This is a genomic window from Mycobacterium gordonae (assembly GCF_017086405.1).
In the GTDB taxonomy this organism is placed as follows: Bacteria; Actinomycetota; Actinomycetes; order Mycobacteriales; family Mycobacteriaceae; genus Mycobacterium; species Mycobacterium gordonae_D.
Genome location: NZ_CP070973.1, coordinates 474,730 through 499,368 on the forward strand (window position 1 = coordinate 474,730; position 24,639 = coordinate 499,368).

General features: G+C 66.3%; 25 protein-coding genes. 23 read left to right on the top strand and 2 right to left on the bottom strand.

What is annotated here, in order from left to right; translation table 11 throughout:
• Positions 1-5: 5 nt before the first annotated feature.
• From JX552_RS02165 to JX552_RS02200, 8 genes are all read left to right on the top strand, one after another.
• Positions 6-1,175 carry a CaiB/BaiF CoA transferase family protein gene (locus JX552_RS02165; RefSeq protein ID WP_205875880.1) on the top strand — a complete coding sequence of 390 codons (1,170 nt, stop codon included), beginning with the start codon at positions 6-8 and terminating at the stop codon, positions 1,173-1,175.
• Positions 1,176-1,250: 75 nt separating this feature from the next.
• The gene (locus JX552_RS02170) at positions 1,251-1,787 is read left to right on the top strand and encodes a hypothetical protein (RefSeq protein ID WP_205875881.1); all 537 of its coding nucleotides are present in this window, start codon (positions 1,251-1,253) and stop codon (positions 1,785-1,787) included.
• A gap of 10 nt (positions 1,788-1,797) precedes the next feature.
• Positions 1,798-2,502, top strand: coding sequence for an NIPSNAP family protein (locus JX552_RS02175; protein ID WP_205875882.1), 705 nt, complete (start codon positions 1,798-1,800; stop codon positions 2,500-2,502).
• 38 nt (positions 2,503-2,540) lie between these two features.
• On the top strand, positions 2,541-3,713 hold the full coding sequence (locus JX552_RS02180; RefSeq protein ID WP_205878164.1) for a cytochrome P450: 1,173 nt from the start codon (positions 2,541-2,543) through the stop codon (positions 3,711-3,713).
• 1 nt (position 3,714) lies between these two features.
• Positions 3,715-4,683 carry a zinc-binding dehydrogenase gene (locus tag JX552_RS02185; RefSeq protein WP_205875883.1) on the top strand — a complete coding sequence of 323 codons (969 nt, stop codon included), beginning with the start codon at positions 3,715-3,717 and terminating at the stop codon, positions 4,681-4,683.
• Positions 4,680-5,420, top strand: coding sequence for an HpcH/HpaI aldolase family protein (locus tag JX552_RS02190; protein WP_205875884.1), 741 nt, complete (start codon positions 4,680-4,682; stop codon positions 5,418-5,420). The genes JX552_RS02185 and JX552_RS02190 overlap by 4 nt, the downstream gene beginning before the upstream one ends.
• Positions 5,417-6,139, top strand: a complete 723-nt coding sequence (locus JX552_RS02195) for an SDR family NAD(P)-dependent oxidoreductase (protein ID WP_205875885.1) — start codon at positions 5,417-5,419, stop codon at positions 6,137-6,139. Before JX552_RS02190 ends, JX552_RS02195 begins: the two co-directional genes overlap by 4 nt.
• Entirely contained in the window at positions 6,121-7,044 is a 924-nt protein-coding gene (locus JX552_RS02200; protein ID WP_205875886.1) for an alpha/beta hydrolase, read from the top strand. Before JX552_RS02195 ends, JX552_RS02200 begins: the two co-directional genes overlap by 19 nt.
• Here the strand turns inward: JX552_RS02200 and JX552_RS02205 are convergent.
• Complete coding sequence (locus tag JX552_RS02205) at positions 7,034-8,134, bottom strand: alcohol dehydrogenase catalytic domain-containing protein (RefSeq protein ID WP_205878165.1); 1,101 nt, start codon at positions 8,132-8,134, stop codon at positions 7,034-7,036. The genes JX552_RS02200 and JX552_RS02205 overlap by 11 nt on opposite strands.
• 14 nt (positions 8,135-8,148) lie before the next feature.
• Between JX552_RS02205 and JX552_RS02210 the strand changes: the two genes are divergently transcribed.
• Both JX552_RS02210 and JX552_RS02215 read left to right on the top strand, forming a co-directional pair.
• On the top strand, positions 8,149-8,613 hold the full coding sequence (locus JX552_RS02210) for an acyl-CoA thioesterase (protein WP_205875887.1): 465 nt from the start codon (positions 8,149-8,151) through the stop codon (positions 8,611-8,613).
• Between the two features lie 29 nt (positions 8,614-8,642).
• Positions 8,643-9,080 (top strand): SRPBCC family protein, encoded by a 438-nt coding sequence (locus JX552_RS02215; RefSeq protein ID WP_205875888.1) that lies wholly within the window; start codon positions 8,643-8,645, stop codon positions 9,078-9,080.
• Here the strand turns inward: JX552_RS02215 and JX552_RS02220 are convergent.
• A complete protein-coding gene (locus tag JX552_RS02220; RefSeq protein WP_205875889.1) occupies positions 9,077-9,781 on the bottom strand; it encodes a GntR family transcriptional regulator in 705 nt (234 codons plus the stop codon). The genes JX552_RS02215 and JX552_RS02220 overlap by 4 nt on opposite strands.
• A gap of 159 nt (positions 9,782-9,940) precedes the next feature.
• Here JX552_RS02220 and fadD5 point away from each other — a divergent pair, with 159 nt between their 5' ends.
• From fadD5 to JX552_RS02285, 13 genes are all read left to right on the top strand, one after another.
• Positions 9,941-11,593 (top strand): fatty-acid--CoA ligase FadD5, encoded by a 1,653-nt coding sequence (gene fadD5, locus JX552_RS02225; protein ID WP_205875890.1) that lies wholly within the window; start codon positions 9,941-9,943, stop codon positions 11,591-11,593.
• 214 nt (positions 11,594-11,807) lie between these two features.
• Entirely contained in the window at positions 11,808-12,611 is an 804-nt protein-coding gene (locus JX552_RS02230) for an MlaE family ABC transporter permease (protein ID WP_205875891.1), read from the top strand.
• 2 nt (positions 12,612-12,613) lie between these two features.
• Positions 12,614-13,483, top strand: a complete 870-nt coding sequence (locus JX552_RS02235) for an MlaE family ABC transporter permease (RefSeq protein ID WP_205875892.1) — start codon at positions 12,614-12,616, stop codon at positions 13,481-13,483.
• Positions 13,484-13,487: 4 nt separating this feature from the next.
• Positions 13,488-14,816, top strand: coding sequence for an MCE family protein (locus JX552_RS02240; protein ID WP_205875893.1), 1,329 nt, complete (start codon positions 13,488-13,490; stop codon positions 14,814-14,816).
• The gene (locus JX552_RS02245) at positions 14,813-15,853 is read left to right on the top strand and encodes a virulence factor Mce family protein (protein ID WP_205875894.1); all 1,041 of its coding nucleotides are present in this window, start codon (positions 14,813-14,815) and stop codon (positions 15,851-15,853) included. Before JX552_RS02240 ends, JX552_RS02245 begins: the two co-directional genes overlap by 4 nt.
• Entirely contained in the window at positions 15,850-17,412 is a 1,563-nt protein-coding gene (locus tag JX552_RS02250; protein ID WP_205875895.1) for a virulence factor Mce family protein, read from the top strand. The genes JX552_RS02245 and JX552_RS02250 overlap by 4 nt, the downstream gene beginning before the upstream one ends.
• Positions 17,409-19,016 (top strand): virulence factor Mce family protein, encoded by a 1,608-nt coding sequence (locus JX552_RS02255; protein ID WP_205875896.1) that lies wholly within the window; start codon positions 17,409-17,411, stop codon positions 19,014-19,016. Before JX552_RS02250 ends, JX552_RS02255 begins: the two co-directional genes overlap by 4 nt.
• Entirely contained in the window at positions 19,016-20,179 is a 1,164-nt protein-coding gene (locus tag JX552_RS02260) for a virulence factor Mce family protein (protein ID WP_205878166.1), read from the top strand. Before JX552_RS02255 ends, JX552_RS02260 begins: the two co-directional genes overlap by 1 nt.
• On the top strand, positions 20,173-21,729 hold the full coding sequence (locus JX552_RS02265) for a virulence factor Mce family protein (RefSeq protein WP_205875897.1): 1,557 nt from the start codon (positions 20,173-20,175) through the stop codon (positions 21,727-21,729). Before JX552_RS02260 ends, JX552_RS02265 begins: the two co-directional genes overlap by 7 nt.
• Positions 21,699-22,400, top strand: coding sequence for an Mce protein (locus JX552_RS02270; RefSeq protein WP_205875898.1), 702 nt, complete (start codon positions 21,699-21,701; stop codon positions 22,398-22,400). Before JX552_RS02265 ends, JX552_RS02270 begins: the two co-directional genes overlap by 31 nt.
• The gene (locus JX552_RS02275) at positions 22,397-23,368 is read left to right on the top strand and encodes an RDD family protein (protein WP_205875899.1); all 972 of its coding nucleotides are present in this window, start codon (positions 22,397-22,399) and stop codon (positions 23,366-23,368) included. Before JX552_RS02270 ends, JX552_RS02275 begins: the two co-directional genes overlap by 4 nt.
• A complete protein-coding gene (locus tag JX552_RS02280) occupies positions 23,365-23,916 on the top strand; it encodes a mammalian cell entry protein (RefSeq protein ID WP_205875900.1) in 552 nt (183 codons plus the stop codon). The genes JX552_RS02275 and JX552_RS02280 overlap by 4 nt, the downstream gene beginning before the upstream one ends.
• On the top strand, positions 23,883-24,638 hold the full coding sequence (locus JX552_RS02285; RefSeq protein ID WP_205875901.1) for a mammalian cell entry protein: 756 nt from the start codon (positions 23,883-23,885) through the stop codon (positions 24,636-24,638). Before JX552_RS02280 ends, JX552_RS02285 begins: the two co-directional genes overlap by 34 nt.
• Position 24,639 lies beyond the last annotated feature (1 nt).

The following is a 24,639-nucleotide window of genomic DNA, read 5'->3' on the forward strand; positions in this document are numbered from 1 at the left end:
CCGCGATGGCGGGACCAGTGCAGGGCGTCAAGGTCGTCGAACTCGGGGTATGGGTGGCCGGTCCTGCCGCAGCCGCAATCCTCGCCGACTGGGGTGCCGACGTCATCAAGATCGAACCGCCGACCGGTGATCCCGGGCGCATGTTCGGGCGGATGCTGGGCTGCGACCTCGGGGTGAACCCGCCGTTCGAGATGGATAACCGGTCCAAACGCAGTGTCGTACTGGATCTCGCAACAGCGGCCGGGCGGGAGCGCGCGCTCGAATTGCTCTCGGGCGCCGACGTTTTCATCACCAATGTACGGCCGGCCGCGCTGCGCCGGCTCGGACTGGACTACGAGACGCTGGCCGCCGATCATCCCCGATTGGTGTACGGACTGATCACCGGCTACGGCGAATCCGGGCCGGATGCCGACCGCGCCGCCTACGACGTCGCGGCCTTCTGGTCCCGCGGCGGCATCGCTCACCTACTCACCCGCCCCGGCGACACACCGCCGTTCCAGCGCGGCGGCATGGGCGACCACTCGGCAGGAATGACGTTGGCCGGGGCCGTCTGCGCGGCGTTGTTGGCCCGCGAGCGTACCGGCGCAGGCCAATTGGTGTCCACCTCGCTATACCGCCAGGGCGCTTACACCGTGAGCTTCGACCTGAACACCTATCTGCTCACCGGCCAACCGATCGCGATCGGCCAACGGGCCACCATGGGCAACCCCTGCATGAACAACTACGCGGCCGGCGACGGAAGTCGGTTCTGGATCGTCGGCCTGGAAGTGGACCGGCACTGGCCGGCCCTGTGCCGGGTGGTGGGCCGCACTGACTGGCTGGCCGACCCGCGCTATGCCGCCGCCCGCGACCGTGCGGCCAATGCCGTCGAACTGATCGCCGCGCTGGACGAGATCTTCGCAACCAGGTCGCTCGACGAATGGGCGAACGTGTTCGCCGCCGAACCCGATTTCTTCTGGTCGCCGATCAACACTCTCGAGGACATCGTGGCCGATGAGCAGTTCCACGCCGCAGGCGGAATCGTGGACGTGCCGGACGGCGACGCGATCGTGCCGATGGTGGCAACGCCGGCCGACTTTCACGGTACGCCCTGGTCGGCGCGCTCTGCGGCACCGCGACTCGGCCAGCACACCGATGAGATCCTCGCCGAGCTCGACGCTCGCCGACAGCATTGAGCCGCTCGCGGAGCTTTACAAAAGTGAGCGATAATGTCACGCTGTCCAAGGAGCTGTGGCACGAGGAACGGATCGATGGTTACTCCAACGTTCGACATGCATCGGGGCGCGTCTCGGCAGCCTCGGCGCGACGGCCAGGTACTGCGGCACCGACTCGACGTCATCGCCGTCAGTGCCGGCGACGTGGTCTCGACCGCCGGTGGCTGGCTGTATGACCGGGTGATGGCCGGCTGGCAGGTCAACGTGCTGTTGCCGCCCGGCTGCGAAAGCCGGCCCTTGCGCGTGTTGGGAGCGCAGGTGATGGACGTGGCCGCGGATCTCGACGCGTCCGGCCCGATCGGCCAGGGCCTCGCCGTCAGCGTCGATGCCTTCGCCGCCGACGACCGCGTTCGTGCCCTGGTGCGCAAGGCCGTGTCGAGCCGGATGACCGAGGTGGCGGTGTGGGGCGAGGGCTGGCCGCTCGGGGCGGACCGCGGCCTGACCAGGACCCGCTACACCCTGAGCGCCGCAGCCCGCGCGTTCAAAGCACAGGCGCTGCGTGCCGCTGGGATGCCTTATGGATCAATACAACCCACCGAGACGTTGTTCACCGACTCGGCCTGGCTCGGCTAGCCAAGACGGCATGAAGAAATATCATCGCCACACGCTGCTCTATCTGCACGAGACGATCGATCTGGGGTCGGGCCGCGGCGACGAATTCACCGAGGTGTTCGTCGACACCTATCAGCCGATGATGGAGGAACTCGGCGCCCGGTTGTATTCGATTTGGGAGACCACGCCCTACAACGGTCACTGGCCGCAAGTGACGATCATCTGGGAGATCGACGCTTTCGCGGACTACGCGAGGATCGGCGCCGCACGGGCGCGCGGTGGCAGTCACGAGGCGGCGGCCGGAAAGTGGTCGGCCTATCTGACCGACATGGGTGCATCGGGAGAAGGCCGCATCATGTACGCCGGACCCAGCAACCGGAGCCTCGCCGCGCTGCGTGAGACCAATTTCGATGCTTCCCTGGTGATTCAAGAGATCATGCAGACCAAGCCCGGCCGCCAGGACGACTACATCCGGGAGCTCGAGCGGCTCTACGTTCCGTGGTCGGAGAGCACCGGCAAACACTGGCTCGGATCATTCACCACCACCTTCCGCTTCAGCGAGGTGATTCACTATTGGGCACTCGAGGGTGGCTGGGAGTGCTTTGCGAATCATTACCCGTCCTGGAAGGACAGCCCGCCCGCTGAAATCGTCACCTGGATGAGCGTGGCGCCCGCCTTGCGCGACGGCTGGGAAGACTCCATCCTGCAGGCGCTACCGCCGTCGCCACTGCAGTGACGCAGGACTTCGCCTACGATCCCTTCGACGCGGACGTGATGGCGAATCCGCTCCCCTACTACCGCATTCTGCGCGACGAACACCCGCTCTACTACATGGCGCAGTGGGATACCTTCGCATTGTCGAGGTTCGACGACATCTGGACGGTGCTGGAAGTCAACGACGGCACCTTCGTCGCATCGGAGGGGACGCTGCCGCCGGCATCGGTTCTGGCGCAGCACAATACCGGTCCGGTCGCTGACCCGCCGCTGCATCCCCTACCGTTTCACGCCGTGTTCGACACGGATCTCTACGGCGAGATCCGCCGCGCTCACTCGCAGCCGCTGCGGCCCCGGTCGGTCGCCTCGCTGCGGGCGCGGGTCCGCGAGTTGGCCAACGAACGACTCGACCTGCTGCTGCCGCGAGGCTCTTTCGACCTCACCCAGGATTACGGCGGCATCGTCGCCGCGGCGATGGTGTGCGAACTCCTAGGACTGTCAACGGATCTCGCCCCCGAGGTACTGGCGGCGGTCAACGCAGGCAGCCTGGCCCAGCCGGGTGAGGGCGTCGACACCGCCGAGGTCCGGCCCAACTACCTGCAGTTTCTGGTACCCGTGGTAGAGCACCGCAGAGCGGGTGGAACCGGCGACCTGCCGGTCGTCGACGGACTGCTCGGCTACCGGCTGCCCGACGGCAGCGCTCTTAGCGACGTCGAGGTCGCCACCCAGATGCTCTGCATCTTCATCGGCGGCACCGAAACCGTGCCCAAGATCGTGGCGCACGGGCTCTGGGAACTCGGCCGGCGGCCCGAGCAGTTGGCGGCTGTGCGCGCCGACCTGGCCACCAATGTGCCGATCGTGCGAGAAGAGATGATCCGCTACTGCGCGCCGGCGCAGTGGTTCGCCCGAACGGTGCGCCAGCCCTACGCCCTTCACGGCCAGACGATCAAACCCGGGCAGCGCGTGATCACGTTGCTGGCCTCGGCGAACCGCGACGAGCGGGAGTATCCCGAACCCGACGAATTCATCTGGGACCGGCCGATCAAACGTTCCCTGGCGTTCGGCCGTGGGCAGCACTTCTGCCTCGGCTATCATCTAGCAAGATTGGAAGTCGCTGTCTTGCTGGAAGAATGGCTGCGTCGGGTGCCCGAGTTCGCGGTGGACGGCCACCGGGCGACCCGGTTGCCGTCCAGTTTCCAGTGGGGCTGGAACAAGATCCCGGTGGAGGTCTGAGGTGTGGACCTACCGGATCGTCGCACCGTACGAGTTCCAGCGCACCTCGATTCCGGACAAAACAGCCGAGTGTCTCACCAACGGCCAAGTGCTGCTGCGATTTCAGGCCGCCGGGGTGTGCGGCAGCGATCTCCCCGGGTTTCGCGGCGCGCAGGGACGACTGCCAGGTGACGACGGCCGCAGCGCCGCGGAGAAAGACGGTTTCCCGATCCACGAAGTGGCCGGCGAAGTTCTCGCCAGCCGCCATCCCGACCACCGGCCTGGCGATCGGGTGGTGGGCTGGGCTTCCGGATTCGACGGCATGATGGAGCGCGTGGTCAGCGACGGTGCCGGCCTGGCGCCCTACGATCCGGCGCTCAGTCCGGCGCAAGCGGTGGGCTTGCAGCCGTTGGCCTGCGTGCTGTACGCGTGTGAGCAGCTGCCGGAACTGGCCGGCCGGCACGTGGCGATTATCGGCCAGGGATCGATCGGCCTGCTGTTCTCCTACGTCGCCAAGACCGCCGGCGCGCGCCGGGTCACCGGGATCGATCCTGTCGATCGCGAAAAGCTCTCGGGCACTTACGGTGTCGACGACTCTGTGCGCGCCACCAGTGACCGATGGGTGAGTCGGCTTGCCCCCGGCGACCGACCCGAGGTGGTGGTCGAGGCGGTCGGTCATCAAGTGGCCACGCTGAGCCACGCCATCGACGCCGCTGCCCCCGGCGGCACCGTGTTCTACTTCGGCGTCGCGGACGACGACGCATACCCGATCGACATGCGCGCCATGCTGCGCAAAAACCTGACACTGAAATCCGGTGTGACACTGGACCGGCGGCGCATGCTGAAGTTGGCCGGCAAGTTCGCCGCCGAACACCCCGGCCTGCTCGAAACGTACCTCACCCACACCTACGCCGTGGACGAAGTTCAGGCGGCCTTCGAGCTGGCCTGCCGGCCGGACCCTGAGCGCGTGAAGATCGCGATCGCCGGATGAGCGTCTTTCAGAACGTGCCGCGGGGGCCCCGCTGGGGAGGCTGGGTCACCGGTCCGACCCTGATCGGACCCCAGGAATTCGCCCGGGCTGGCTACGACTACGTCGGATTCGACGCCCAGCACGGCTATCTCGACGACGCCGCTGTCGCCGCCATGCTGCGGCACCTCGAACACGTTCCGATCGCCACCGCCGTGCGGTTGCCCACCGCGGACCCGGCGCCCATCGGTCGCGTGCTCGACGCCGGTGCCGACGCCGTCATCATCGCCATGATCGAATCGGCCGACCAGGCCGCTGCGGCCGTGGCCGCCACTCGCTACCCGCCCGCCGGCGTCCGCAGCTTCGGCCCGCTGCGGGCCGGCCTTGGCCACGATCCCGCCGCGCTGGAGTCACGGGCCGCCGTCTTCGCCATGATCGAGACCGCCGCTGCCGTTGCCGGCATCGAGGACATCTGTGCCGTCGCGGGTCTGACCGGGATCTACGTCGGCCCGGCCGATCTCGCGATCTCGATGGGTGTCGAGGTGCTCGGCGCGACGCGCAACCGGGAGGTTCTGCAGGCGATCGGCCGGATCCAATCCGTCGCAGCCGGCGCCGGACTGGTCACCGGAATCCATGCCAGCGACGGGGTGGCGGGAAAGAAGTTGTCAAAGATGGGTTTTCAGATGATTACCCTGGCGTCCGAATCGCACGCGTTGCGCCGGGGTGCCGCCGAGCACCTGCGGGAGGCGACCGCCGAGTGAGCGATGTGAAGGTCGCGTTGGTCACCGGCGCCGCCGGTGGGCAGGGCTGGGCGATTGTCCAACGACTGCTCGGCAAGGGCTACCAGGTGGCGGCGTGTGACCTGCGCAGTGACGAAATCGGCTCTTTGACAGCGCAGTCAGCTGTCCTGGGAATCCCGATGGACGTCACCGACCCGCAACAGTGGCGGGCTGCGATTAGCGCAACCGTGGAACGGTTCGGGGGATTGAGCACCTTGGTGAACAACGCCGGAGTGCTGCACCGGGCACCGCTGGCCGAGGAAACCGCGGAGGATTTCGAAAACTCCTGGCGGGTCAACTGTCTGGGCGCATTCCTGGGCATGCGTGCCGCTCTGGATCACCTGGCGGCGGCCGATGGCGCCGCGATCGTCAACATCTGCAGCACCGGAGCCATCCGGCCCTTCCCGCAACATTGTGCCTACGGCTCGGCGAAGTGGGCGCTGCGCGGTCTGACCCAAACTGCCGCGGCCGAACTCGCGCCCGCCGGTATCCGCGTCAATGCCGTGTTCCCGGGGCCGATCGCCACCCCGATGCTCGACGATGCCGTCCAGCAGCGACTGGCTGCGGTGGCGATGTCCGGCCGATTGGGCCGACCCACCGAAATCGCGGACGCTGTGGCATTTCTGGTCTCGCACGAGGCATCGTTCGTCACCGGTTCGGAACTCGTCGTAGATGGAGGTCAATGTCTGCAGATCCGTTGAGCGTCGTTCACCGCCTGGACCCCGCACTGCGCGCAGTCGCGGTCAACCGAACGGTGTTCACCGCCGAAGCGATCCCGCTGATCCGGGATTCGATGAATCAGCGCCGGTCCGGTGCACGCCCGGACGCTGCCGGGGTGGTCGTCGAGGACACCCTCGCCGGGACGGTGCCGGTGCGCATCTATCGGGGCGCCGCCGCAACGCCGGCGCCCGCCGTCCTGTACTGCCACGCGGGTGGTTTCGCGCTGGGAAACCTGGACACCGACCACCGGCAGTGTCTGGAATTGGCCCGGCGCGCAAGATGTTTGGTGGTTTCCGTCGACTATCGTCTGGCGCCGGAACATCCTTATCCGGCAGCGCTGGAGGACGCGACTGCGGTCCTCGACTGGTTGGCGGCCAACGCCGCTGAGTTGGGAGTCGACCCGAACCGCGTAGCGCTGGCGGGCAGCAGTGCCGGGGGCGCGCTGGCCGCCTGCCTGGCGCACGCCGCCGCCGACGGCGCTGCGCCGTCGATCGTGTTCCAGTTGCTGCACCAGCCGGTGCTCGACGACCGGCCGACCGCGTCCAGGAGGGAGTTTCGCACCACTCCCGCGTTCGACGGCGAGGGAGCGGACCTGATGTGGCGGCACTACCTGGCCGGACAGCAGCCGTCGCGGTATGCCGCTCCCGCCCGCCGCGAGGATCTGTCGGGTCTGCCGCCGGCGCTGATCACTTGCGCGGAGATCGACCCGTTCCGCGACGAGGCGGTGGAATATGCGCAGCGACTGCGCAGCGCCGGGGTGCCCACCGAGGTGCACGTGTTCTCCGGCGCCTGCCACGGATTCGACTCGCTGCTGCCGGAATGGTCGGCTTCGCAACGGCTGTTCGCCCTGCAAGGTGCGGCGCTGTGTACGGCGTTCAGAACCTGATCAATTGGCGCACGGCGGTGCCGTCGGCCAGGTGGTCCATCGCCTCGTTGATGTCGTCCAATCCGATCGTCGACGACACCAGCGACTCCACCGGCAGCCGGCCGGATTGCCACAGCGCCACGAACCGGAGGATGTCGCGGCTGGGCACCGCCGATCCGAGATAGCTGCCGATCAGGGAGCGGCCCTCGGCGACAAATCCCAACGGCGACAGACTGATTCGGGCTTCTGGTCGGGGTAGACCGACAGTGATGGTGCGCCCTCCCGGGCCGGTCGACCCGATCGCGGTCTCCAGCGCGCGGGGATGACCGACCGCTTCCACCACCACGTCCGCCTTGACTCCGGCGGCCTGCTCCGGCGTGTACGTCTCGTGTGCGCCCAAAGCCTCGGCGGCAAGCAGTTTTTCAGGTAGCTGATCGATGCCGATAACGCGAACGCCTTCGTAGGTCAACGCGGTGATCACCGCAGCCATCCCGACCCCGCCGAGTCCGACCACCGCGACCGACTGGCCCGGACGCGGGTCACCGACGTTGAGGACCGCACCGCCGCCGGTCAGCACCGCGCAACCGAGCAGGGCCGCCACCTCCGGCGGCACGTCGTCCGGCACCGCGACCGCACTGGCCCGATTCACCACCGCATGCGTGGCGAACCCCGAAACCCCGAGATGGTGATAGACGGCGCTGCCGTCACGGCTCAGGCGGATGTCGCCACCGAGCAGCGTCCCCGCGTTGTTGGCCGCGCTGCCGGGCCGGCACGGCGTCAGGCCGTCGGTTGCGCATGCCGGGCAGTGGCCACAGCGCGGCAGAAACACCAGGACCACTCGCTGGCCCACGGCCAGGTCGTCCACACCCTCACCGAGCGCTTCGACGGTGCCCGCCGCCTCGTGGCCCAGCAGCATCGGCACCGGCCGCACCCGATTGCCGTCCACCACCGAGAGATCGGAGTGACACACCCCGGCCGCCTCGACGCGTACCAACACCTCTCCCGGACCCGGGCCCTGCAGGTCGAGGCCGGTGATGCTGATGGGCCGCGACCGCGTGTAGGGGCGTGGCGCACCGATGCGCTCCAGCACCGCGCCGCGGATGTGGATCATGTTGGAATACAACCATGAGCTCCGTACCGCCAGGCCCGGACGGCCTCACCAGCGCTGACTTCCCGGTGCTCTGGCCGGTGCTCACCCGGTGGGCCGACAACGACATGTTCGGCCACCTCAACAACGCCGTCTATTACCAATTGTTCGACACCGCGATCAACGGCTGGATCGCCACCGGGGCCGGCGTCGACCCGCTCACCATCCCCGAGTTGGGCATTGTCGCGGAATCGGGCTGTCGCTATTTCGCCGAACTGGCCTTCCCGGAGAATCTGGAAGTAGGTCTGGCGGTGACCCGGTTGGGCCGCAGCAGCGTCACTTATCGACTGGGCGTCTTCAAGACGGATCGACCCGACGATGCGCCGCGCCCCATCGCGGCACTGGGGCACTGGGTGCATGTCTACGTCGATCGCGGCAGCCGTCGACCCGTGCCGATTCCCGACGCGATCCGCTCGTGGTTGTCGAGCGCCTTAGTGAATTAGGCCCGCCCGGGCGCACGTATGCTTCGCGAATGGCAGTTATGAGCAAGACAGTCGAGGTCGACGCCGAGGCCGGCTCGATCATGGGCATCGTCTCTGACATCGAGCGGTACCCGGAATGGAATGAGGGCGTCAAAGGCGCCTGGATCCTCGCTCGCTACGACGACGGCCGCCCCAGCCAGGTCCGTCTCGACACCAATGTCAACGGTTTCGAAGGCGTCTACATTCACGCTGTGTACTACCCGGGCGAGAACCAGATTCAGACCGTGATGCAGCAGGGTGATCTGTTCGCCAAACAGGAGCAGTTGTTCAGTGTCGTGGCCACCGGCGCCAACAGCCTGCTGACCGTCGACATCGACGTCGAACCAAGCATGCCCGTGCCAGCCCCCATGGTGAAGATGCTGCTGGGCAACGTTCTCGACCAACTTGCCGCCAACGTCAAGCAACGGGCCGAGCAGCTGGGCGGCTAGGGGCTGAAGATTCCCGTCCGGTTCAACGTGTCGGTGAGCCGGCGGGCGGCATCGGTGAACTGCCAGACCGTGTGTTCGACCACGGCGACCGCGTCGCGGTCGCGTAGCGCGCCGATCAGCCGGCGGTGGTTGTCGACCGTCGACTCGCCCCACACCGGGTCCGCGGCGTACAGCTGGGCAGGCATGTAGCGCGCGGCGTTGAGTAGGAACCAGGACAGTTTGATCCGACCGCTCGACTGGTTGAAGACCCGGTGAAAAGAGAACTCCAACGATGCGATCGCGTCGGTATCGCCGGCGGAGACGGCCGATGCCAAGAGGTCATTGATCCGATCGAGCTCGGCGATCTCGTGCTCGGTGATGCGTTCGGTGGCGGTGGCCGCCAGTTCGCGGGCGATGGTGGCCTGCAACCAGAAGATGTCGTCGATGTCCTGGTGGGTCAACGGCAACACCACATGACCGCGGTGCGGCTCGAGCTGCACCATGCCCTCACCGCGCAGCTTCAGCAAAGCCTCGCGCACCGGCGTGATACTCACCCCGAGTTGGGCGGCCGTCTCGTCGAGGCGGATGAACGTGCCCGGGCGGAGCGTCCCCGACATGATGGCCGTCCGCAGGTGGCCGGCCACCTCGTCGGACAGCTGTGCCCGGCGCAGCGGCCGGCGCCGTCGAGGCTCGGAACCTAGGGCCGATAAAGGTGCGTTCACGTGGCCTGCCAGGGCCTTTCAGCCGTATTGCGGTATTGGCTCAAGTCGTGGCTAAGGGCTTGTTAGCGACCTCAGCGGCCGTTAATGTGACCCAGACAACACATGTTTTATCAAATATCACCTTGACGCAAGCGGTGCGCGAGTGAAGGGAAGGCATAGTTGACCGCCCAACTGGCCAGCGACCGGATGCGGGCCCAAACCGAAGCGTACGAGCAGCCGTATCTCGCTCGCCGGCAGAACTGGGTGAACCAGCTCGAGCGACACGCGATGATGCAGCCGGATGCGCCGGCGGTGAGGTTCCTGGGCCGCACGCTGACGTGGTTCGACCTGCGGCGTCGCGTCACGTCGCTGGCCGGCGCGCTGAGCCGCCGCGGGGTGGGGCCCGGCGACCGGGTGATGGTGTTGATGCTCAACCGCCCGGAGTTCGTCGAGTCCGTGCTCGCCGCCAACATGCTGGGCGCGATCGCCGTTCCGCTGAACTTCCGGCTCACCCCCTCTGAAATCGCCTTCCTGGTCGAGGACAGCGGGGCTCGGGTGGTCGTCACCGAGGCGGTCCTGGCGCCGGTGGCCACCGGCGTCCGCAATATCGCGCCGCTGCTGGACACGGTCGTGGTGGCGGGAAGCACCGCCGCCGACGACGTCCTCTTCTATGAAGACCTTATGAGTGAGGCAGGCGATCCGCCTGCTGCGATCGACATTCCGAACGACTCTGCGGCGCTGATAATGTACACCTCGGGCACCACCGGGCGGCCCAAAGGTGCGGTGCTCACGCACGCCAACCTGACCGGTCAGACCATGACCATGCTGTACACCAGCGGCGTCGATCTCAACAACGACGTCGGCTTCATCGGTGTCCCGCTGTTCCACATCGCCGGAATCGGCAACATGCTCTCGGGGATGCTGCTCGGCGTCCCGACCGTGATCTACCCGCTCGGTGCTTTCGACCCCGGCCAGTTGCTCGATGTGCTGGAGGCCGAGAAAGTGACCGGCATATTCCTGGTGCCCGCCCAGTGGCAGGCAGTGTGCGTCGAGCAGCAGGCCAGACCGCGGGACCTGCGGTTGCGGGTGATGTCGTGGGGTGCCGCTCCGGCGCCAGATGTGTTGCTGCGCCAGATGTCCGAGATTTTCCCGGGCACCCAGATTCTGGCCGCGTTCGGTCAGACGGAGATGTCGCCGGTGACGTGCATGCTGCTCGGCGACGACGCCATCCGCAAGCGAGGATCGGTCGGCCGGGTGATCCCGACGGTTGCCGCGCGCGTCGTCGACGACGACATGAACGAGGTGCCTGTCGGCGAGGTGGGCGAAATCGTCTACCGCGCACCGACATTGATGAGCGGCTACTGGAACAATCCGGAGGCCACCGCTGAGGCCTTCGGCGGCGGCTGGTTTCATTCCGGTGATCTGGTCCGGATGGACAGCGACGGCTACGTCTGGGTCGTCGACCGCAAGAAGGACATGATCATCTCCGGCGGCGAGAACATTTACTGCGCCGAGGTCGAGAACGTTCTGGCCGGCCACGAGCGCATCGTGGAGGTCGCGGTGATCGGCCGGGCCGACGAGCGCTGGGGCGAGGTGCCCATCGCGGTGGCCGCTGTAACGGAAGGCCACCTCCGGATCGAAGAGTTGGATGAGTACCTGACCGAGCGACTCGCGCGGTACAAGCACCCCAAGGCGCTCGAGATCGTGGACGCCCTGCCGCGCAACCCCGCCGGAAAGGTGCTCAAGACTGAACTGCGTCTGCGCTACGGGGCCGGTGCTGGCTCCGGAAATCGTTCTGGGACAACAGAATCTGCCATCGGAGAGGGAAGCTGACGGGGCCGACATGTTTGCTGAGTGCTGACGGAATGTCAATTGTCGAGTTGCTATACACACCTGGGCGACCATCGGGTACATTCCTGTGGTCTCCGTTACTACCTGCGGGTAGGGAGCCGTTGGTCACACACGTAGGGTCGGGGCAAGGAGGAGGCGTGCGACACCATTCGCCGCGGCGCCACGACGCGAGCGGCCCCATTGTGAAGGGGCAATCGTGACGACATCCACCCGACCGCACCTGGTCGGATACCTGCGCGATCAACTCGAGACACCGCTGACGATGATCGGCGGGTTCTTCCGGATGTGTGTGTTGACCGGTAGAGCTTTGTTCCGGCGGCCGTTCCAGTGGCGAGAGCTGATCCTGCAGTGCTGGTTCATCATGCGGGTGGCGTTGCTGCCCACGATCATGGTTTCGATTCCTCTGACGGTGTTGCTGATCTTCACGCTGAACGTGCTGCTGGCGCAGTTCGGCGCCGCTGACCTGTCGGGTGCGGGTGCGGCGATCGGCGCGGTCACCCAGCTGGGACCGCTGACCACGGTGTTGGTGGTGGCCGGTGCCGGCTCGACGGCGATCTGTGCCGACCTGGGCGCGCGGACCATTCGCGAGGAGATCGACGCGATGGAGGTCCTGGGTATCGACCCGATCCACCGCCTGGTGGTGCCCCGGGTGATCGCCGCGACGGTCGTCGCGACACTGCTGAACGCTCTGGTGATCACGGTGGGCCTGGTCGGGGGATATCTGTTCGGGGTGTACCTGCAGAACGTTTCCGGCGGGGCGTATCTGGCGACGCTGACCACGATCACCGGGCTGCCCGAGGTGATCATCGCCATGGTCAAGGCGGCCACCTTCGGGTTGATCGCCGGCCTGGTGGGCTGCTACCGCGGATTGACGGTGCGCGGCGGTTCCAAGGGTCTGGGCACGGCGGTCAACGAGACCGTGGTGTTGTGCGTGGTCGCCTTATATGCGGTGAACGTCATCTTGACCACGATCGGCGTTCGATTCGGGACGGGGCACTAACGATGTCGACAGCAGCTGTAGTCCGCCAGCGGTTCCCGAAGGCGGCGGCGAGCGTCAACAGATACGCGGGCACGGTCACCCGGGGGCTGGATGAGACCGGCCAGCTGGCGTGGTTCTTTTTGACCAGCCTGGGCCAGATTCCGCACGCGCTGCACTACTACCGCAAGGAGACCTTGCGGCTGGTCGCGCAGATCGGGATGGGCACCGGGGCGATGGCTGTGGTCGGCGGCACCGCCGCGATCGTCGGCTTCGTCACCCTGTCCGGTAGCTCGCTGGTGGCCATCCAGGGCTTCGCCTCACTGGGCAACATCGGCGTTGAGGCGTTCACCGGGTTCTTCTCCGCGCTGATCAACGTGCGGATCGCCGGGCCGGTGGTCACCGGCATCGCCCTGGCGGCCACGGTGGGCGCCGGCGCCACCGCGGAGCTGGGAGCGATGCGGATCAGCGAGGAGATCGACGCCCTGGAAGTGATGGGTATCAAGTCGGTGTCGTATCTGACCTCGACGCGGATCGTGGCCGGGCTGGTGGTGATCATCCCGCTGTACGCGCTAGCGATGATCATGTCGTTCCTGTCGCCCCAGATCGTCACGACGGCGCTGTATGGGCAGTCCACCGGCACCTACGAGCATTACTTCCGGACGTTCCTGCGCCCTGACGACGTGTTCTGGTCGTTCCTCGAGGCGATCATCATCGCCGCGATCGTGATGGTGACCCACTGCTACTACGGCTACAACGCCGGCGGCGGCCCCGTCGGCGTCGGTGAGGCTGTCGGCCGGTCGATGCGGTTCTCGCTGGTCTCGGTCCAGATCGTCGTCCTGTCCGCCGCGTTGGCGCTCTACGGCGTCAACCCCAACTTCGCATTGACGGTGTAGCGCCATGACGAGTCCGGGGAAGGTCAACAAGATCAAGCACCCGCCGTACAAGCTGATCGGCATCTCGTCATTCTTGGTGCTGCTGCTGGTGTTCTCCGTGGTGTACATACAGTTCCGAGGCGGGTTCACCCCGAAGACCGAACTGACCATGTACAGCGACCGCGCCGGCCTGGTGATGGACCCGGGCTCAAAGGTCACCTACAACGGGGTCCAGATCGGACGGGTGGGCAACATCCAGGAAGTGAACCGAGACGGCCGGCCGGCCGCGAAGTTCACCTTGGAGATCGATCCGCAGTACCTCGGGTCCAACGGAGTGGTGCCGGAGAACGTCGACGCACAGATCAAGGCGACGACGGTGTTCGGCGGCAAGTACGTGTCCCTGACCACCCCCAAGGACGACCAGGGCAACATCACCTCCCGCGGGCACCTCGGGCCGAAGAGCACGATTAATGCCTCCGCCGTGACGACCGAGATCAACACCCTGTTCCAGACCCTGACGTCGATCTCGGAGAAGGTCGACCCGGTCAAGCTGAACCTGACGCTGAGCGCCGCCGCGCAGTCGCTGACCGGACTCGGTGACCGGTTCGGCCAGTCGATCGTCAACGGCAACGCGATCCTCGACGACGTCAACCCGCAGATGCCGCAGGCCCGCCGGGACATCCAGCAGCTGGCGGCACTCGGTGACGTCTACGCGAACGCCGCGCCGGATCTGATCGATTTCTTGAACAATTCGGTGCCGACGGCCCGCACGATCAACGGCCAGCAGAAGGACCTGGACCAGGCGCTGCTGTCGGCGGCCGGATTCGGTAACACCGGTGCGGACATCTTCGAGCGCGGCGGCCCTTACCTGGCCCGCGGCGCGGCCGACCTGGTGCCCACCGCGCAGCTACTCGACACTTACAGCCCGGAGCTGTACTGCACGCTGCACAACTATCACGACATCGAGCCCAAGGCTTACCAGTTCCTCGGTGGTAACGGCTATTCGCTGAACAGCCACTCCCAGATCCTCTCCGGAATCGGGGCGTTGCTGAACCCCGTGTCACTGGTTCCCCTGCTGCTCTCGCAGGTCGGATTGATCGGGGCCCAGATCGTCGGCGGCGCGCCGAACCCGTACACCTACCCGGAGAACCTGCCGCGGGTGAACGCCCACGGCGGACCGGGCGGGGCCCCGGGTTGCTGGCAGCAGATCACGCGGCAGCTGTGGCCCGCACCGGAACTGGTGATGGACACCGGCAACAGCCTTGCGCCCTATAACCACTTGGAGGTCGGGTCGCCCTACGTGCTCGAGTACGTCTGGGGCCGTCAGGTAGGGGATAACACGATCAACCCATGAAAATCACCGGTACTCTCGTCAAGCTCAGCGCCTTCGCTGTGGTGCTGCTGATGTTCAGCATCATGATCATCATCGTGTTCGGTCAGATCCGTTTCGACCGAACCAACACGTACTCTGCCGAATTCAGCAACGTCAGTGGGTTGCGCGCCGGGCAGTTCGTCCGCGCATCCGGGGTGGAGATCGGCAAGGTCAAGAACCTCGAGCTGATCGACGGCGGAAAGCGGGTTCGGGTTCAGTTCGACGTGGACCGCAACATTCCGCTGTATCAGTCCACCACCGCGTCGATCCGCTACCTCGACCTGATCGGCAACCGCTACCTGGAACTCAAGCGCGGCGAGGGTGACGGCGCGGACAAGATCATGCAGCCGGGTGGGTTCATCCCGATGGCCCGCACGACGCCGGCGCTGGACCTCGACGCACTGATCGGTGGTTTCAAGCCGATCTTCCGGGCGTTGAACCCCGACAAGGTCAACACCATCGCCTCGGCGCTGATCACGGTGTTCCAAGGCCAGGGCGGCACGATCAACGACATCCTGCAGCAGACCGCGCAGGTCACCTCCCAGTTGGGCGAGCGGGATCAAGCGATCGGCGAGGTCGTCACCAACCTGAACAAGGTGCTCGACACCACGGTTCGCCACCGCAAGGACTTCGACCAGACCGTCAACAACCTCGAGGTGCTGATCACCGGACTGAAGGATCACGGGGACTCGCTGGCCGGCGGCACCGCCAACATCAGCAACGCGGCGGGCACGGTGGCCGACCTGCTGAGCGAGGACCGGGCGCTGCTGCACAAGGCGATCAACTATCTCGATGCGGTGCAGCAGCCGTTGATCGACCAGCGGGAGCAGCTCAACGACTTCCTGCACAAGGTGCCGAGCGCACTGAACTCGATCGGTCGCGCAATCGGCTCCTACGGCGACTTCGTGAACTTCTACTCCTGCGACATCAGCTTGAAGATCAACGGTCTGCAGGCCGGTGGTCCGGTCCGAACCGTTCGCCTCTTCCACCAGCCGACCGGAAGGTGCGCGCCGCAATGAGAACGCTGGAACCGCCCAACCGCCTCAAGATCGGGCTCATGGGCATCCTGGTGACGCTCCTGGTCATCGGGGTGGGCCAGAGCTTTACCAGTGTGCCGATGTTGATGGCCAAGCCCAGCTACTACGGGCAGTTCACCGACACCGGTGGCATCAACAAGGGCGACAAGGTCCGTATCGCCGGCATGGACGTCGGCAAGGTCGAGGCCATCAGCATCGACGGCGACCACATCGTCATGAAGTTCTCCATCGGCACCGAGAGCATCGGCACCGAAAGCCGGCTGAACATCCGGACCGACACCCTGCTGGGTAAGAAGGTGCTCGAGATCGAGGCCCGCGGTAACCAGCCGCTGCGGCCGAACGGCACGTTGCCGCTGGGGCAGAGCACCACCCCGTACCAGATCTATGACGCGTTCCTCGACGTCACCAAGGCGGCTACCGGCTGGGACATCGACACGGTCAAGAAGTCGCTGCACGTGCTGTCGGAGACCATCGACCAGACCTACCCGCAGCTCAGTCCCGCCCTGGACGGGGTCGCCAAGTTCTCCGACACGATCGGCAAGCGCGACGAGGAGATCAAGCACCTACTGGCCCAGGCCAACCAGGTGGCCAGCGTGCTGGGCGACCGCAGTCAGCAAGTGGACCGCTTGCTGGTCAATGCCAAGACGCTGCTGGCGGCCTTCAACGAACGCGGCCGCGCCATCGACGCGCTGCTGAGCAACGTCGCCGCCTTCTCCACGCAGGTGCAGGGTTTCATCAACGACAACCCCAACCTCAACCACGTGCTCGAGCAGCTGCGCACCGTCAGTGACCTACTCGTCGAGCGCAAGGAAGACCTGGCCAATGGCCTGCTGATGGTCGGCGGGTTCCTTCCCTCGCTGAATGAGTCGATCGCCTCCGGGCCGTTCTTCAAGGTGGTCATCCACAACCTGGTCCCCGGCCAGATCCTGCAGCCGTTCATCGACGCCGCGTTCAAGAAGCGCGGTCTGAGCCCCGAGGACTTCTGGCGCAGCGCCGGGCTGCCGGCGTACCGGTTCCCCGACCCCAACGGCACCCGGTTCCCCAACGGCGCACCGCCACCGGGACCGCTGGTACTGGAAGGCACCCCGGAGCACCCGGGTCCGGCTGTGCCGCCCGGATCACCGTGCTCGTACACACCGGCAGCCGATGGCATCCCCACTCCGGCCAACCCGCTGCCGTGTGCGGGCGCCACCATCGGGCCGTTCGGTGGTCCGGGCTTCCCGGCACCTCTGGACGTCCAGATGTCACCGCCGAACCCGAACGGGGTGCAGGACGCACCGGGCATCCCGATCGCCGGACGGCCGGGCGAGCCGGCGCCCAGTGCTCCGGGCACGCCGGTTCCGTTGCCGCCCAATGCCCCGCCCGGTGCTCGCACCGAACCTCTGGGACCGGCGGGACCGGTAGCACCACCATCGACATTCGCACCGGGGCTCCCCCCGGGTCCGCCGGCCCCGCCGGGGCCGGGGAACCAGTTACCGGCACCGTTCATCAACCCGGGCGGTTCGGGCGGTAGCGGCGCAGCGGGAGGTAGCCAGAATTGAGCACCATCTTTGACGTCCGCAACATCCGGCTGCCAAGGATGTCCCGGGCCACGGTCATCATCGGCACGCTGATCGTGATCCTCGCGCTGGTTGCCGCCTTCGTCGGCTGGCAGCTCTACAAGAAGCTGACCAACAACACGGTGGTGGCCTACTTCTCGGCCGCCAACGCGCTGTACGCCGGCGACAAGGTCCAGATCATGGGCCTGAAGGTGGGCTTGATCGACAAGATCGAGCCGGCCGGCGACAAGATGAAGGTCACCTTCCACTACGAGAACCAGTACAAGGTTCCGGCCAACGCCTCCGCGGTGATCCTCAACCCGACCCTGGTGGCATCCCGGGCCATCCAACTCGAGCCGCCGTACAAGGGTGGCCCGGTGCTGGCCAACAACGCGGTCATCCCGATGGAGCGCACCCAGGTGCCGGTCGAGTGGGACGAGCTGCGTAACAGCATCACCAACATCATCTCCAAGCTCGGTCCCACCGAGGCGCAGCCGACCGGGCCGTTCGGTGAGGTGATCAACTCGTTCGCCAACGGTCTGGAGGGCAAGGGCAAGCAGCTCAACACCACGTTGGACAGCCTGTCGCGGGCACTCACGGCGCTCAACGAAGGCCGCGGTGACTTCTTCGCGGTGGTAAAGAGCCTGGCCCTGTTCGTCAATGCGCTGCACCAGGACGACAAGCAGTTCGTCGCGCTCAACCAAAATCTGGCCGACGTCACGGGCCGGCTCGCCAGCTCAGATCAGGCGCTGGCCAGTGCGGTGCGCCAGTTCGACAGTCTGCTGACCACAATCCGGCCGTTCCTGGACAAGAACCGCGAGGTGCTGACCCACGACGTCAACAACCTGGCGACAGTGACCAACACGTTGCTGCAGCCGGAGCCGTTGAACGGGCTCGAGACCGCGCTGCACGTGCTGCCGACGGCGGCCGCGAACGTGAACCAGATCTACCACCCGTCCCACGGTTCGGTGGTCGCCGTTCCGGAGATCACCAGCTTCGCCAACCCGATGCAGTTCGTTTGCAGCTCGGTGCAGGCCGGCAGCCGGCTGGGTTACCAGGAATCCGCCGAACTCTGTGCGCAATACCTGGCGCCGGTGCTCGACGCGATCAAGTTCAACTACTTCCCGTTCGGGTTGAACGCGTTCAACACCGCCGAGATCCTGCCCAAGCACGTCGCGTACTCCGAACCGCGGTTGCAGCCTCCGCCGGGGTACAAGGACACGACTGTCCCCGGTATCTGGGTGCCAGACACCCCGACGTCGCACAAGAACACCCAGCCCGGCTGGATCGTGGCGCCGGGCATGCAGGGCCAGCAGGTCGGTCCGATCACGGCGGGTCTGATGACCCCGGAATCGTTGGCCGAACTGATGGGTGGACCCGACATTCAGCCGGTCCAGTCCACCCTGCAGACACCGCCGGGACCGCCCAACGCATACGACGAGTACCCGGTGCTACCGCCCATCGGCCTGCAGGCGCAGGTGCCGGTGCCGCCGCCGCCGCCGGGACCCGGGGTGATTCCGGGACCGGTCGCTCCGGTGCCCGGTTACCCGGGTCCGGCCGCAGCGGTCGGCGCACCGCTGCCAGCTGAGGTAGGAGGGGGTCAGTGATCGGGACACTTCGTAGGGTCCGCCGCGGCACCTGGCAGGTGCTGGTGCTGTTGGTGGCCGCCCTGATGCTGAGTTCCTGTGGCTGGAAAGGCATTTCGCAGGTCGCGATTCCCGGGGCGCCGGGCAGCGGCAGCGACTCGTATACCGTCTACGCGCAGGTGCCCGACACGCTGGCGATTAACGGCAACAGCAAGGTGATGGTCGCCGACGTCGAGGTGGGCTCGATCCGCAAGATCGAGCTGAGGAACTGGGTAGCCACCCTGACGCTGGGGCTGAAGAAGGACACCAAGCTCCCCAAGAACGCCATCCTCAAGATCGGCCAGACCAGCTTGCTGGGATCCCAGCACGTGGAGCTGATTTCGCCGGAGAACCCGTCGAAGGAACTGCTGCGCAACGGCGACACCATCCCGCTGAAAAACTCCTCGGCCTATCCCAATATCGAGCAGACGCTGGCGGTCATCTCGCTGATCCTGCGTGGCGGCGGCATTCCGAACCTGGAAGTGCTGCAGAACGAGATCTACGCGATCTTCCACGGCCGGGGCGATCAGATTCGCGGCTTCCTGAACCGGCTGGACACCTTCACCCGGCAGCTCAACGAGCAGCGCGATGACATCACCCACGCCATCGACTCCACGAACCGCCTGCTGAGCTACGTCGGTAACCGCAACGACGTGCTGGAGCGGGTGCTGACCGACTTCCCGCCGCTGATCAAGCACTTCGCGGACACCAAGAACCTGCTGATCAACGCCGTCGACTCGGTCGGCCGCCTCAGCGCTGCCACTGACCAGTATCTGTCGGAGGCCCGCGCCAACCTGCACACCGACCTGCAGTCGCTGCAGTGCCCGCTGCGGGAGCTCGGCCGCGGCTCGCCGTACCTGATCGGCGCGCTGAAGCTGATCTTGACGCAGCCGTTCGACATCGATGCGGTGCCGAAGATCTTCCGCGGCGACTACCAGAACGTTTCGGCCACCCTGGACGTGACCTACAGCGCCGTGGACAACGCCGTGCTGACGGGTACTGGCTTCTCCGGAGCCCTGCGGGCGCTGGAGCAGTCGTTCGGGCGCGACCCGGAGACGATGATCCCCGACGTTCGCTACACGTCGAACCCGAACGACGCACCGGGCGGGCCATTGGTGGAAAGGGCGGAGCGAGGCCAATGCTGACACCCTTCATCAAGCGCCAGCTGTGGATGTTCCTGACGCTCACAGTGGTCGCGCTGACCGTGCTCGGCGTCTACTACCTGCAGATTCCGACCCTCGTCGGCATCGGGCGCTATGAGCTGACCGCCAATCTGCCGGCCTCCGGGGGTCTGTACCCGACGGCCAACGTGACCTATCGCGGCATCACCATCGGCAAGGTCACCGAGGTGGAACCCACCCCGTTCGGTGCGAAGGCGACGTTGAGCATCGACAGTCGCTACAAGATCCCGGTCGATGCCACCGCGAACGTGCACTCTGTGTCGGCCGTTGGTGAGCAGTATCTGGACCTAGTGTCCAACGGCAACCCGGGCAAGTTTTTCGCCTCGGGCCAAACGATCACCAAGGGCACGGTTCCGAGCGAGATCGGGCCGGCGTTGGACACCGCCAACCGCGGCCTCGAGGTCCTGCCGAAGGAGAAGATTCCGAAGCTGCTCGATGAGACGGCGCTGGCGGTCGGCGGTCTGGGCCCGGCCCTGCAACGGTTGGTCGATGCGACGCAGGCGATCGTGGGCGATTTCCACACCCAGATCAACGACGTCAACGACATCATCCAGAACTCCGGCCCGATCCTGCAGAGCCAGGTGGACTCGGGCAGCGCGATCGAGCGCTGGGCGCGCAACCTGAACACGTTGGCTGCGCAGACCGCCCAGGAGGACCAGCATGTGCGTAGCGTTCTGACGCAGGCCGCTCCGACCGCGGATCAGGTGAACGAGGTGTTCACCGACGTCCGTGACTCGCTGCCGCAGACGCTGGCCAACCTGGAGGTGGTGTTCGACCTGCTCAAGCGCTACCACAAGGGTCTCGAGCAGGTTCTGGTGTTCCTGCCGCAGGGCGCGTCGATCGCCCAGACCGTGGCCGCGCCGTTCCCGAACATGGCGGCACTGGACCTGGCGCTGGCGATCAACCAGCCGCCGCCCTGCCTGACCGGCTTCATCCCGGCCGAGCAGTGGCGGTCGTTCGCCGACACCAGCACGCAGCCGTTGCCGGTGGGGACGTACTGCAAGATCCCGATGGACACCCCGTCCAACAGCGTGCGTGGTTCGCGCAACATCCCCTGTGTCGACGTGCCCGGCAAGCGGGCCGCCACCCCGCGCGAATGCCGCAGTACCAAGCCGTACGAGCCAGCGGGCACCAACCCCTGGTACGGCGACCCGAACCAGCTGCTGACCTGCCCGGCGCCTGCCGCCCGATGCGACCAACCGGTCAAGCCGGGCCTGGTGGTGCCCGCGCCGTCGGTGAACAACGGGATGAACCCGGCGCCGGCCGACCGGCTCCCGCCGGGCGGCACCCCCCCGCCGATCAGCGACCCGCTGACCCGACCCGGCACCGGTGCGGTGCAGTGCAACGGACAACAGCCCAACCCCTGCGTCTACACTCCGGGCGGGCCCCCCTCCGCGGTCTACAGTCCGCAGAGTGGAGAGTTGGTAGGGCCCGACGGGGTCAAATACTCCGTCGCAAACTCGATGAAAACAGGAGACGACGGATGGAAGGAGATGCTGGCGCCGGCCGGCTGAACCCCATCAACGAGGACGATTCGCTGGGTACCGAGGCGAAGGACGAGGATTCCACGGAATCCGAGTCCGCAGCCGACCCGGCTGACACCGAGGCGAAGGACGAGGACTCCGAATCCGGCGACGAGCCGTCGGATTCGGTGACCGAGGAGGAACCCGCCGTCATTCGGGGTAAATCCCGGGTGGGACGCGCCTGGCTGGCCGGAATCTCGGCCGTCTTGCTGATTGTGGCCGGGGCAATCGCGGGCGGGGGTTACTACGCGTTGCGTTCGCATCAGGACATCGCGGCGTTGCAGCGCAACGACGCGGCCGCGCTGAACGTGGCCAAGGACTGTGTCGCCGCGACTCAGGCGCCGGACATCAGCAGCATGGCGGCCAGTGAGCAGAAGATCGTGGACTGCGGCACCGACCAGTACCGCACCCAGGCGCTGCTCTACAGCAGCATGCTGGTGCAGGCATACCAGGCTGCCAATGTGCACCTGAAGGTGTCGGATATGCGCGCGGCCGTCGAGCGCAACAATCCCGACGGATCGGTCGACGTGCTCATCGCGCTGCGCATCAGCGTCTCCAACGACCAGCAGCAGAACCAGGAGACGGGTTATCGCCTGCGGGTGCGCATGGCGCCGACCGAGGGGACCTACAAGATTTCGAAACTCGACCAGGTGACGAAGTGACGGTGGTGGTCGAAAAGACCCGGACCGCCGCCCAGGACCTGCCCGAAAAGGCCCTGGCGCCTTGGCATTCGCGTGTCGCGGCGTTTTCGATCGACGTACTCGCCGGTCTCGCTGTGGCTTGCACGATGGCGCTGGTTTCCTGGACGCTGCCGCCGTACCGCGCGTGGTGGTGGGCGTGCATGGTCGTCTGCAGCCTGGCGGTCCTGGCGGTGCTGGTCAACCGACTGTTGTTGCCGACGGTCACCGGCTGGAGTTTGGGGCGCGCGCAACTCGGTATCGCCGTAGTGCGGCGGGATGGAAAAGACGTCAGCCCGTGGTGGCTGCTGTTGCGCGACCTGGCGCACCTGCTGGACACCGTGGCTCTGCTGGTGGGCTGGTTCTGGCCGCTGTGGGATGCTCAGCGCCGCACCTTCGCCGACATGTTGTTGGGCACCGAGGTGTTGCGCGTCGTACCTCACGAGCGGGCCGACCAGGTGCGCAAGTGGACGGCGGCGGCACTGGTCGCCGCGGCGGCTTTGTGCCTGGCCGGTGCGGGCGTCGGCTATGGGGTTGTGTTCGCCCGCGCCCAGGCCACCGACCGGACCCGTGCCGAGATTTCGACGCAGGGCCCCAAGATCGTGGCCCAGATGCTCACCTACGACCCGAAGAATCTGCACGATGACTTCGCCCGCGCGCTGAACCTGACCACCGACAGATATCGCCATGACCTGGCGGCCCAGCAGGAGGTGGTCCAGAAGGGGCACCCCGTCATCAACGAGTACTGGGGTTCCACCAACTCGGTCCTGGCCGCCACCCCGAACAGCGCGACCATGCTGCTGTTTCTGCAGGGGCGACGCGGCGAGGGGCCCGACGTCCGCTACATCACCGCCAGCGTCCGGGTGAAGTTCATCAGGAGCGGCGACGGCCGCTGGTTGGTGGACGACCTGACGGTGCTGGCCAAACCAAAGCCTGCTGGGGAAGGCAAATGAGCCCGCGCCGCAAGTTCGAGCCTGGCGAGGGCTCGCTCCTGGTCCCGCAGGCCATTCCGCCCAGACGATGGGCGCTGCCGCTGGTGTCCTCGATCACGTCGGTGGTGATGGCCGCGGCGATCGCGTTGTCCGCGTTCATGCTGGTCAACCATCAGTCCCGGGACCGCACCGCGGAGCGCGAAACGCAGGCGGTCAACTACGTCAAGTGGTTCATGACGGGATTCACCTCCATCGACCCGTTCCACGCCAACGAATACATCGATCGGGTGCTGGCACAGGCGACGGGTGACTTCGCCAAGCAGTACACCGACAAGGCCAATGAGATCCTGTTACAGGTCGCCCGCGCGGAGCGTTCGACCGGGACGGTACTGGACGCCGGCGTGGAACGCTGGAATGACGACGGCAGTGTGACCGTGCTGGTCGCCACCGACGTCACCTCCAAGACGTCGGATGGAAAACAGGTGTACGAGAACACCAATCGTTGGTCGGCGACCGCTACGCAGGAAGGGAATCAGTGGAAGATCAGCAACCTGCAGCAGGTGATCTGACCGACGAGGCCCCGGAGGAGTCCCGGGACGAGGCCGAGACCGTCCAGGCCGAGACAGCCGCGGAGTCCGAGCCCGCATCGGAAACCCAAGCGGCCGAGGATGATTCGTCGGACGAGGGGGAGACCGAGACCGGGCCCGAGGCGGAGGACGAGGCTGAGGCCGAGGCCAAGCCGGCCAAGCCGGCCAAGCCGAAGAGGGTTCGGAAGCCCGGTCGTCTGGCGGCTGTGGTGGTGGCCCTGGTGGCCGCATTGTTCATCGGGTCCTCGGCGTTCGCGGCTGCGATGGTGCAGCCCTACCTGGCCGAGCGCGCCACCATCGAAGTCAAGCTGAAGGTGGCGCGCGCGGCGGCCAACGCGATCACCACGCTGTGGAGCTACACGCCCGAGAACATGGACACCTTGGCCGACCGCGCGGGCAGATACCTCACCGGCGACTTCGGGGCGCAATACCGCAAGTTCGTCGAAGAGAAGGTCGTCGGACCCAACAAGCAGCTGAAGATCACCAACTCCACCGAGGTCACCGGCGTCGCGGTCGAATCACTCGACGGGCCCAACGCCACCGTGATCGTCTACACCAACACCACGGCTACCACACCACTGAAGAAGAACATCCCGTCGCTGCAATACCTGTCGTACCGGATGTCGATGAAGCGGGAAGGTGACCGCTGGCTGGTCACCCGGATGACCACGATCACCTCGCTGGATGTGACACCGCAGCTGTAGC

Bases quoted from the DNA above. Each gene is read 5' to 3' on its own strand.
- JX552_RS02270 (WP_205875898.1), top strand. From the start codon at position 21,699: ATGGAAGGAGATGCTGGCGCCGGCCGGCTGAACCCCATCAACGAGGAC.
- JX552_RS02165 (WP_205875880.1), top strand. From the start codon at position 6: ATGGCGGGACCAGTGCAGGGCGTCAAGGTCGTCGAACTCGGGGTATGG.
- JX552_RS02245 (WP_205875894.1), top strand. From the start codon at position 14,813: ATGAAAATCACCGGTACTCTCGTCAAGCTCAGCGCCTTCGCTGTGGTG.
- JX552_RS02235 (WP_205875892.1), top strand. From the start codon at position 12,614: ATGTCGACAGCAGCTGTAGTCCGCCAGCGGTTCCCGAAGGCGGCGGCG.
- JX552_RS02280 (WP_205875900.1), top strand. From the start codon at position 23,365: ATGAGCCCGCGCCGCAAGTTCGAGCCTGGCGAGGGCTCGCTCCTGGTC.
- JX552_RS02265 (WP_205875897.1), top strand. From the start codon at position 20,173: ATGCTGACACCCTTCATCAAGCGCCAGCTGTGGATGTTCCTGACGCTC.
- JX552_RS02180 (WP_205878164.1), top strand. From the start codon at position 2,541: ATGGCGAATCCGCTCCCCTACTACCGCATTCTGCGCGACGAACACCCG.
- JX552_RS02240 (WP_205875893.1), top strand. From the start codon at position 13,488: ATGACGAGTCCGGGGAAGGTCAACAAGATCAAGCACCCGCCGTACAAG.
- JX552_RS02210 (WP_205875887.1), top strand. From the start codon at position 8,149: ATGAGCTCCGTACCGCCAGGCCCGGACGGCCTCACCAGCGCTGACTTC.
- JX552_RS02205 (WP_205878165.1), bottom strand. From the start codon at position 8,134: ATGATCCACATCCGCGGCGCGGTGCTGGAGCGCATCGGTGCGCCACGC.
- JX552_RS02175 (WP_205875882.1), top strand. From the start codon at position 1,798: ATGAAGAAATATCATCGCCACACGCTGCTCTATCTGCACGAGACGATC.
- JX552_RS02190 (WP_205875884.1), top strand. From the start codon at position 4,680: ATGAGCGTCTTTCAGAACGTGCCGCGGGGGCCCCGCTGGGGAGGCTGG.
- JX552_RS02200 (WP_205875886.1), top strand. From the start codon at position 6,121: ATGTCTGCAGATCCGTTGAGCGTCGTTCACCGCCTGGACCCCGCACTG.
- JX552_RS02215 (WP_205875888.1), top strand. From the start codon at position 8,643: ATGGCAGTTATGAGCAAGACAGTCGAGGTCGACGCCGAGGCCGGCTCG.
- JX552_RS02170 (WP_205875881.1), top strand. From the start codon at position 1,251: ATGGTTACTCCAACGTTCGACATGCATCGGGGCGCGTCTCGGCAGCCT.
- JX552_RS02250 (WP_205875895.1), top strand. From the start codon at position 15,850: ATGAGAACGCTGGAACCGCCCAACCGCCTCAAGATCGGGCTCATGGGC.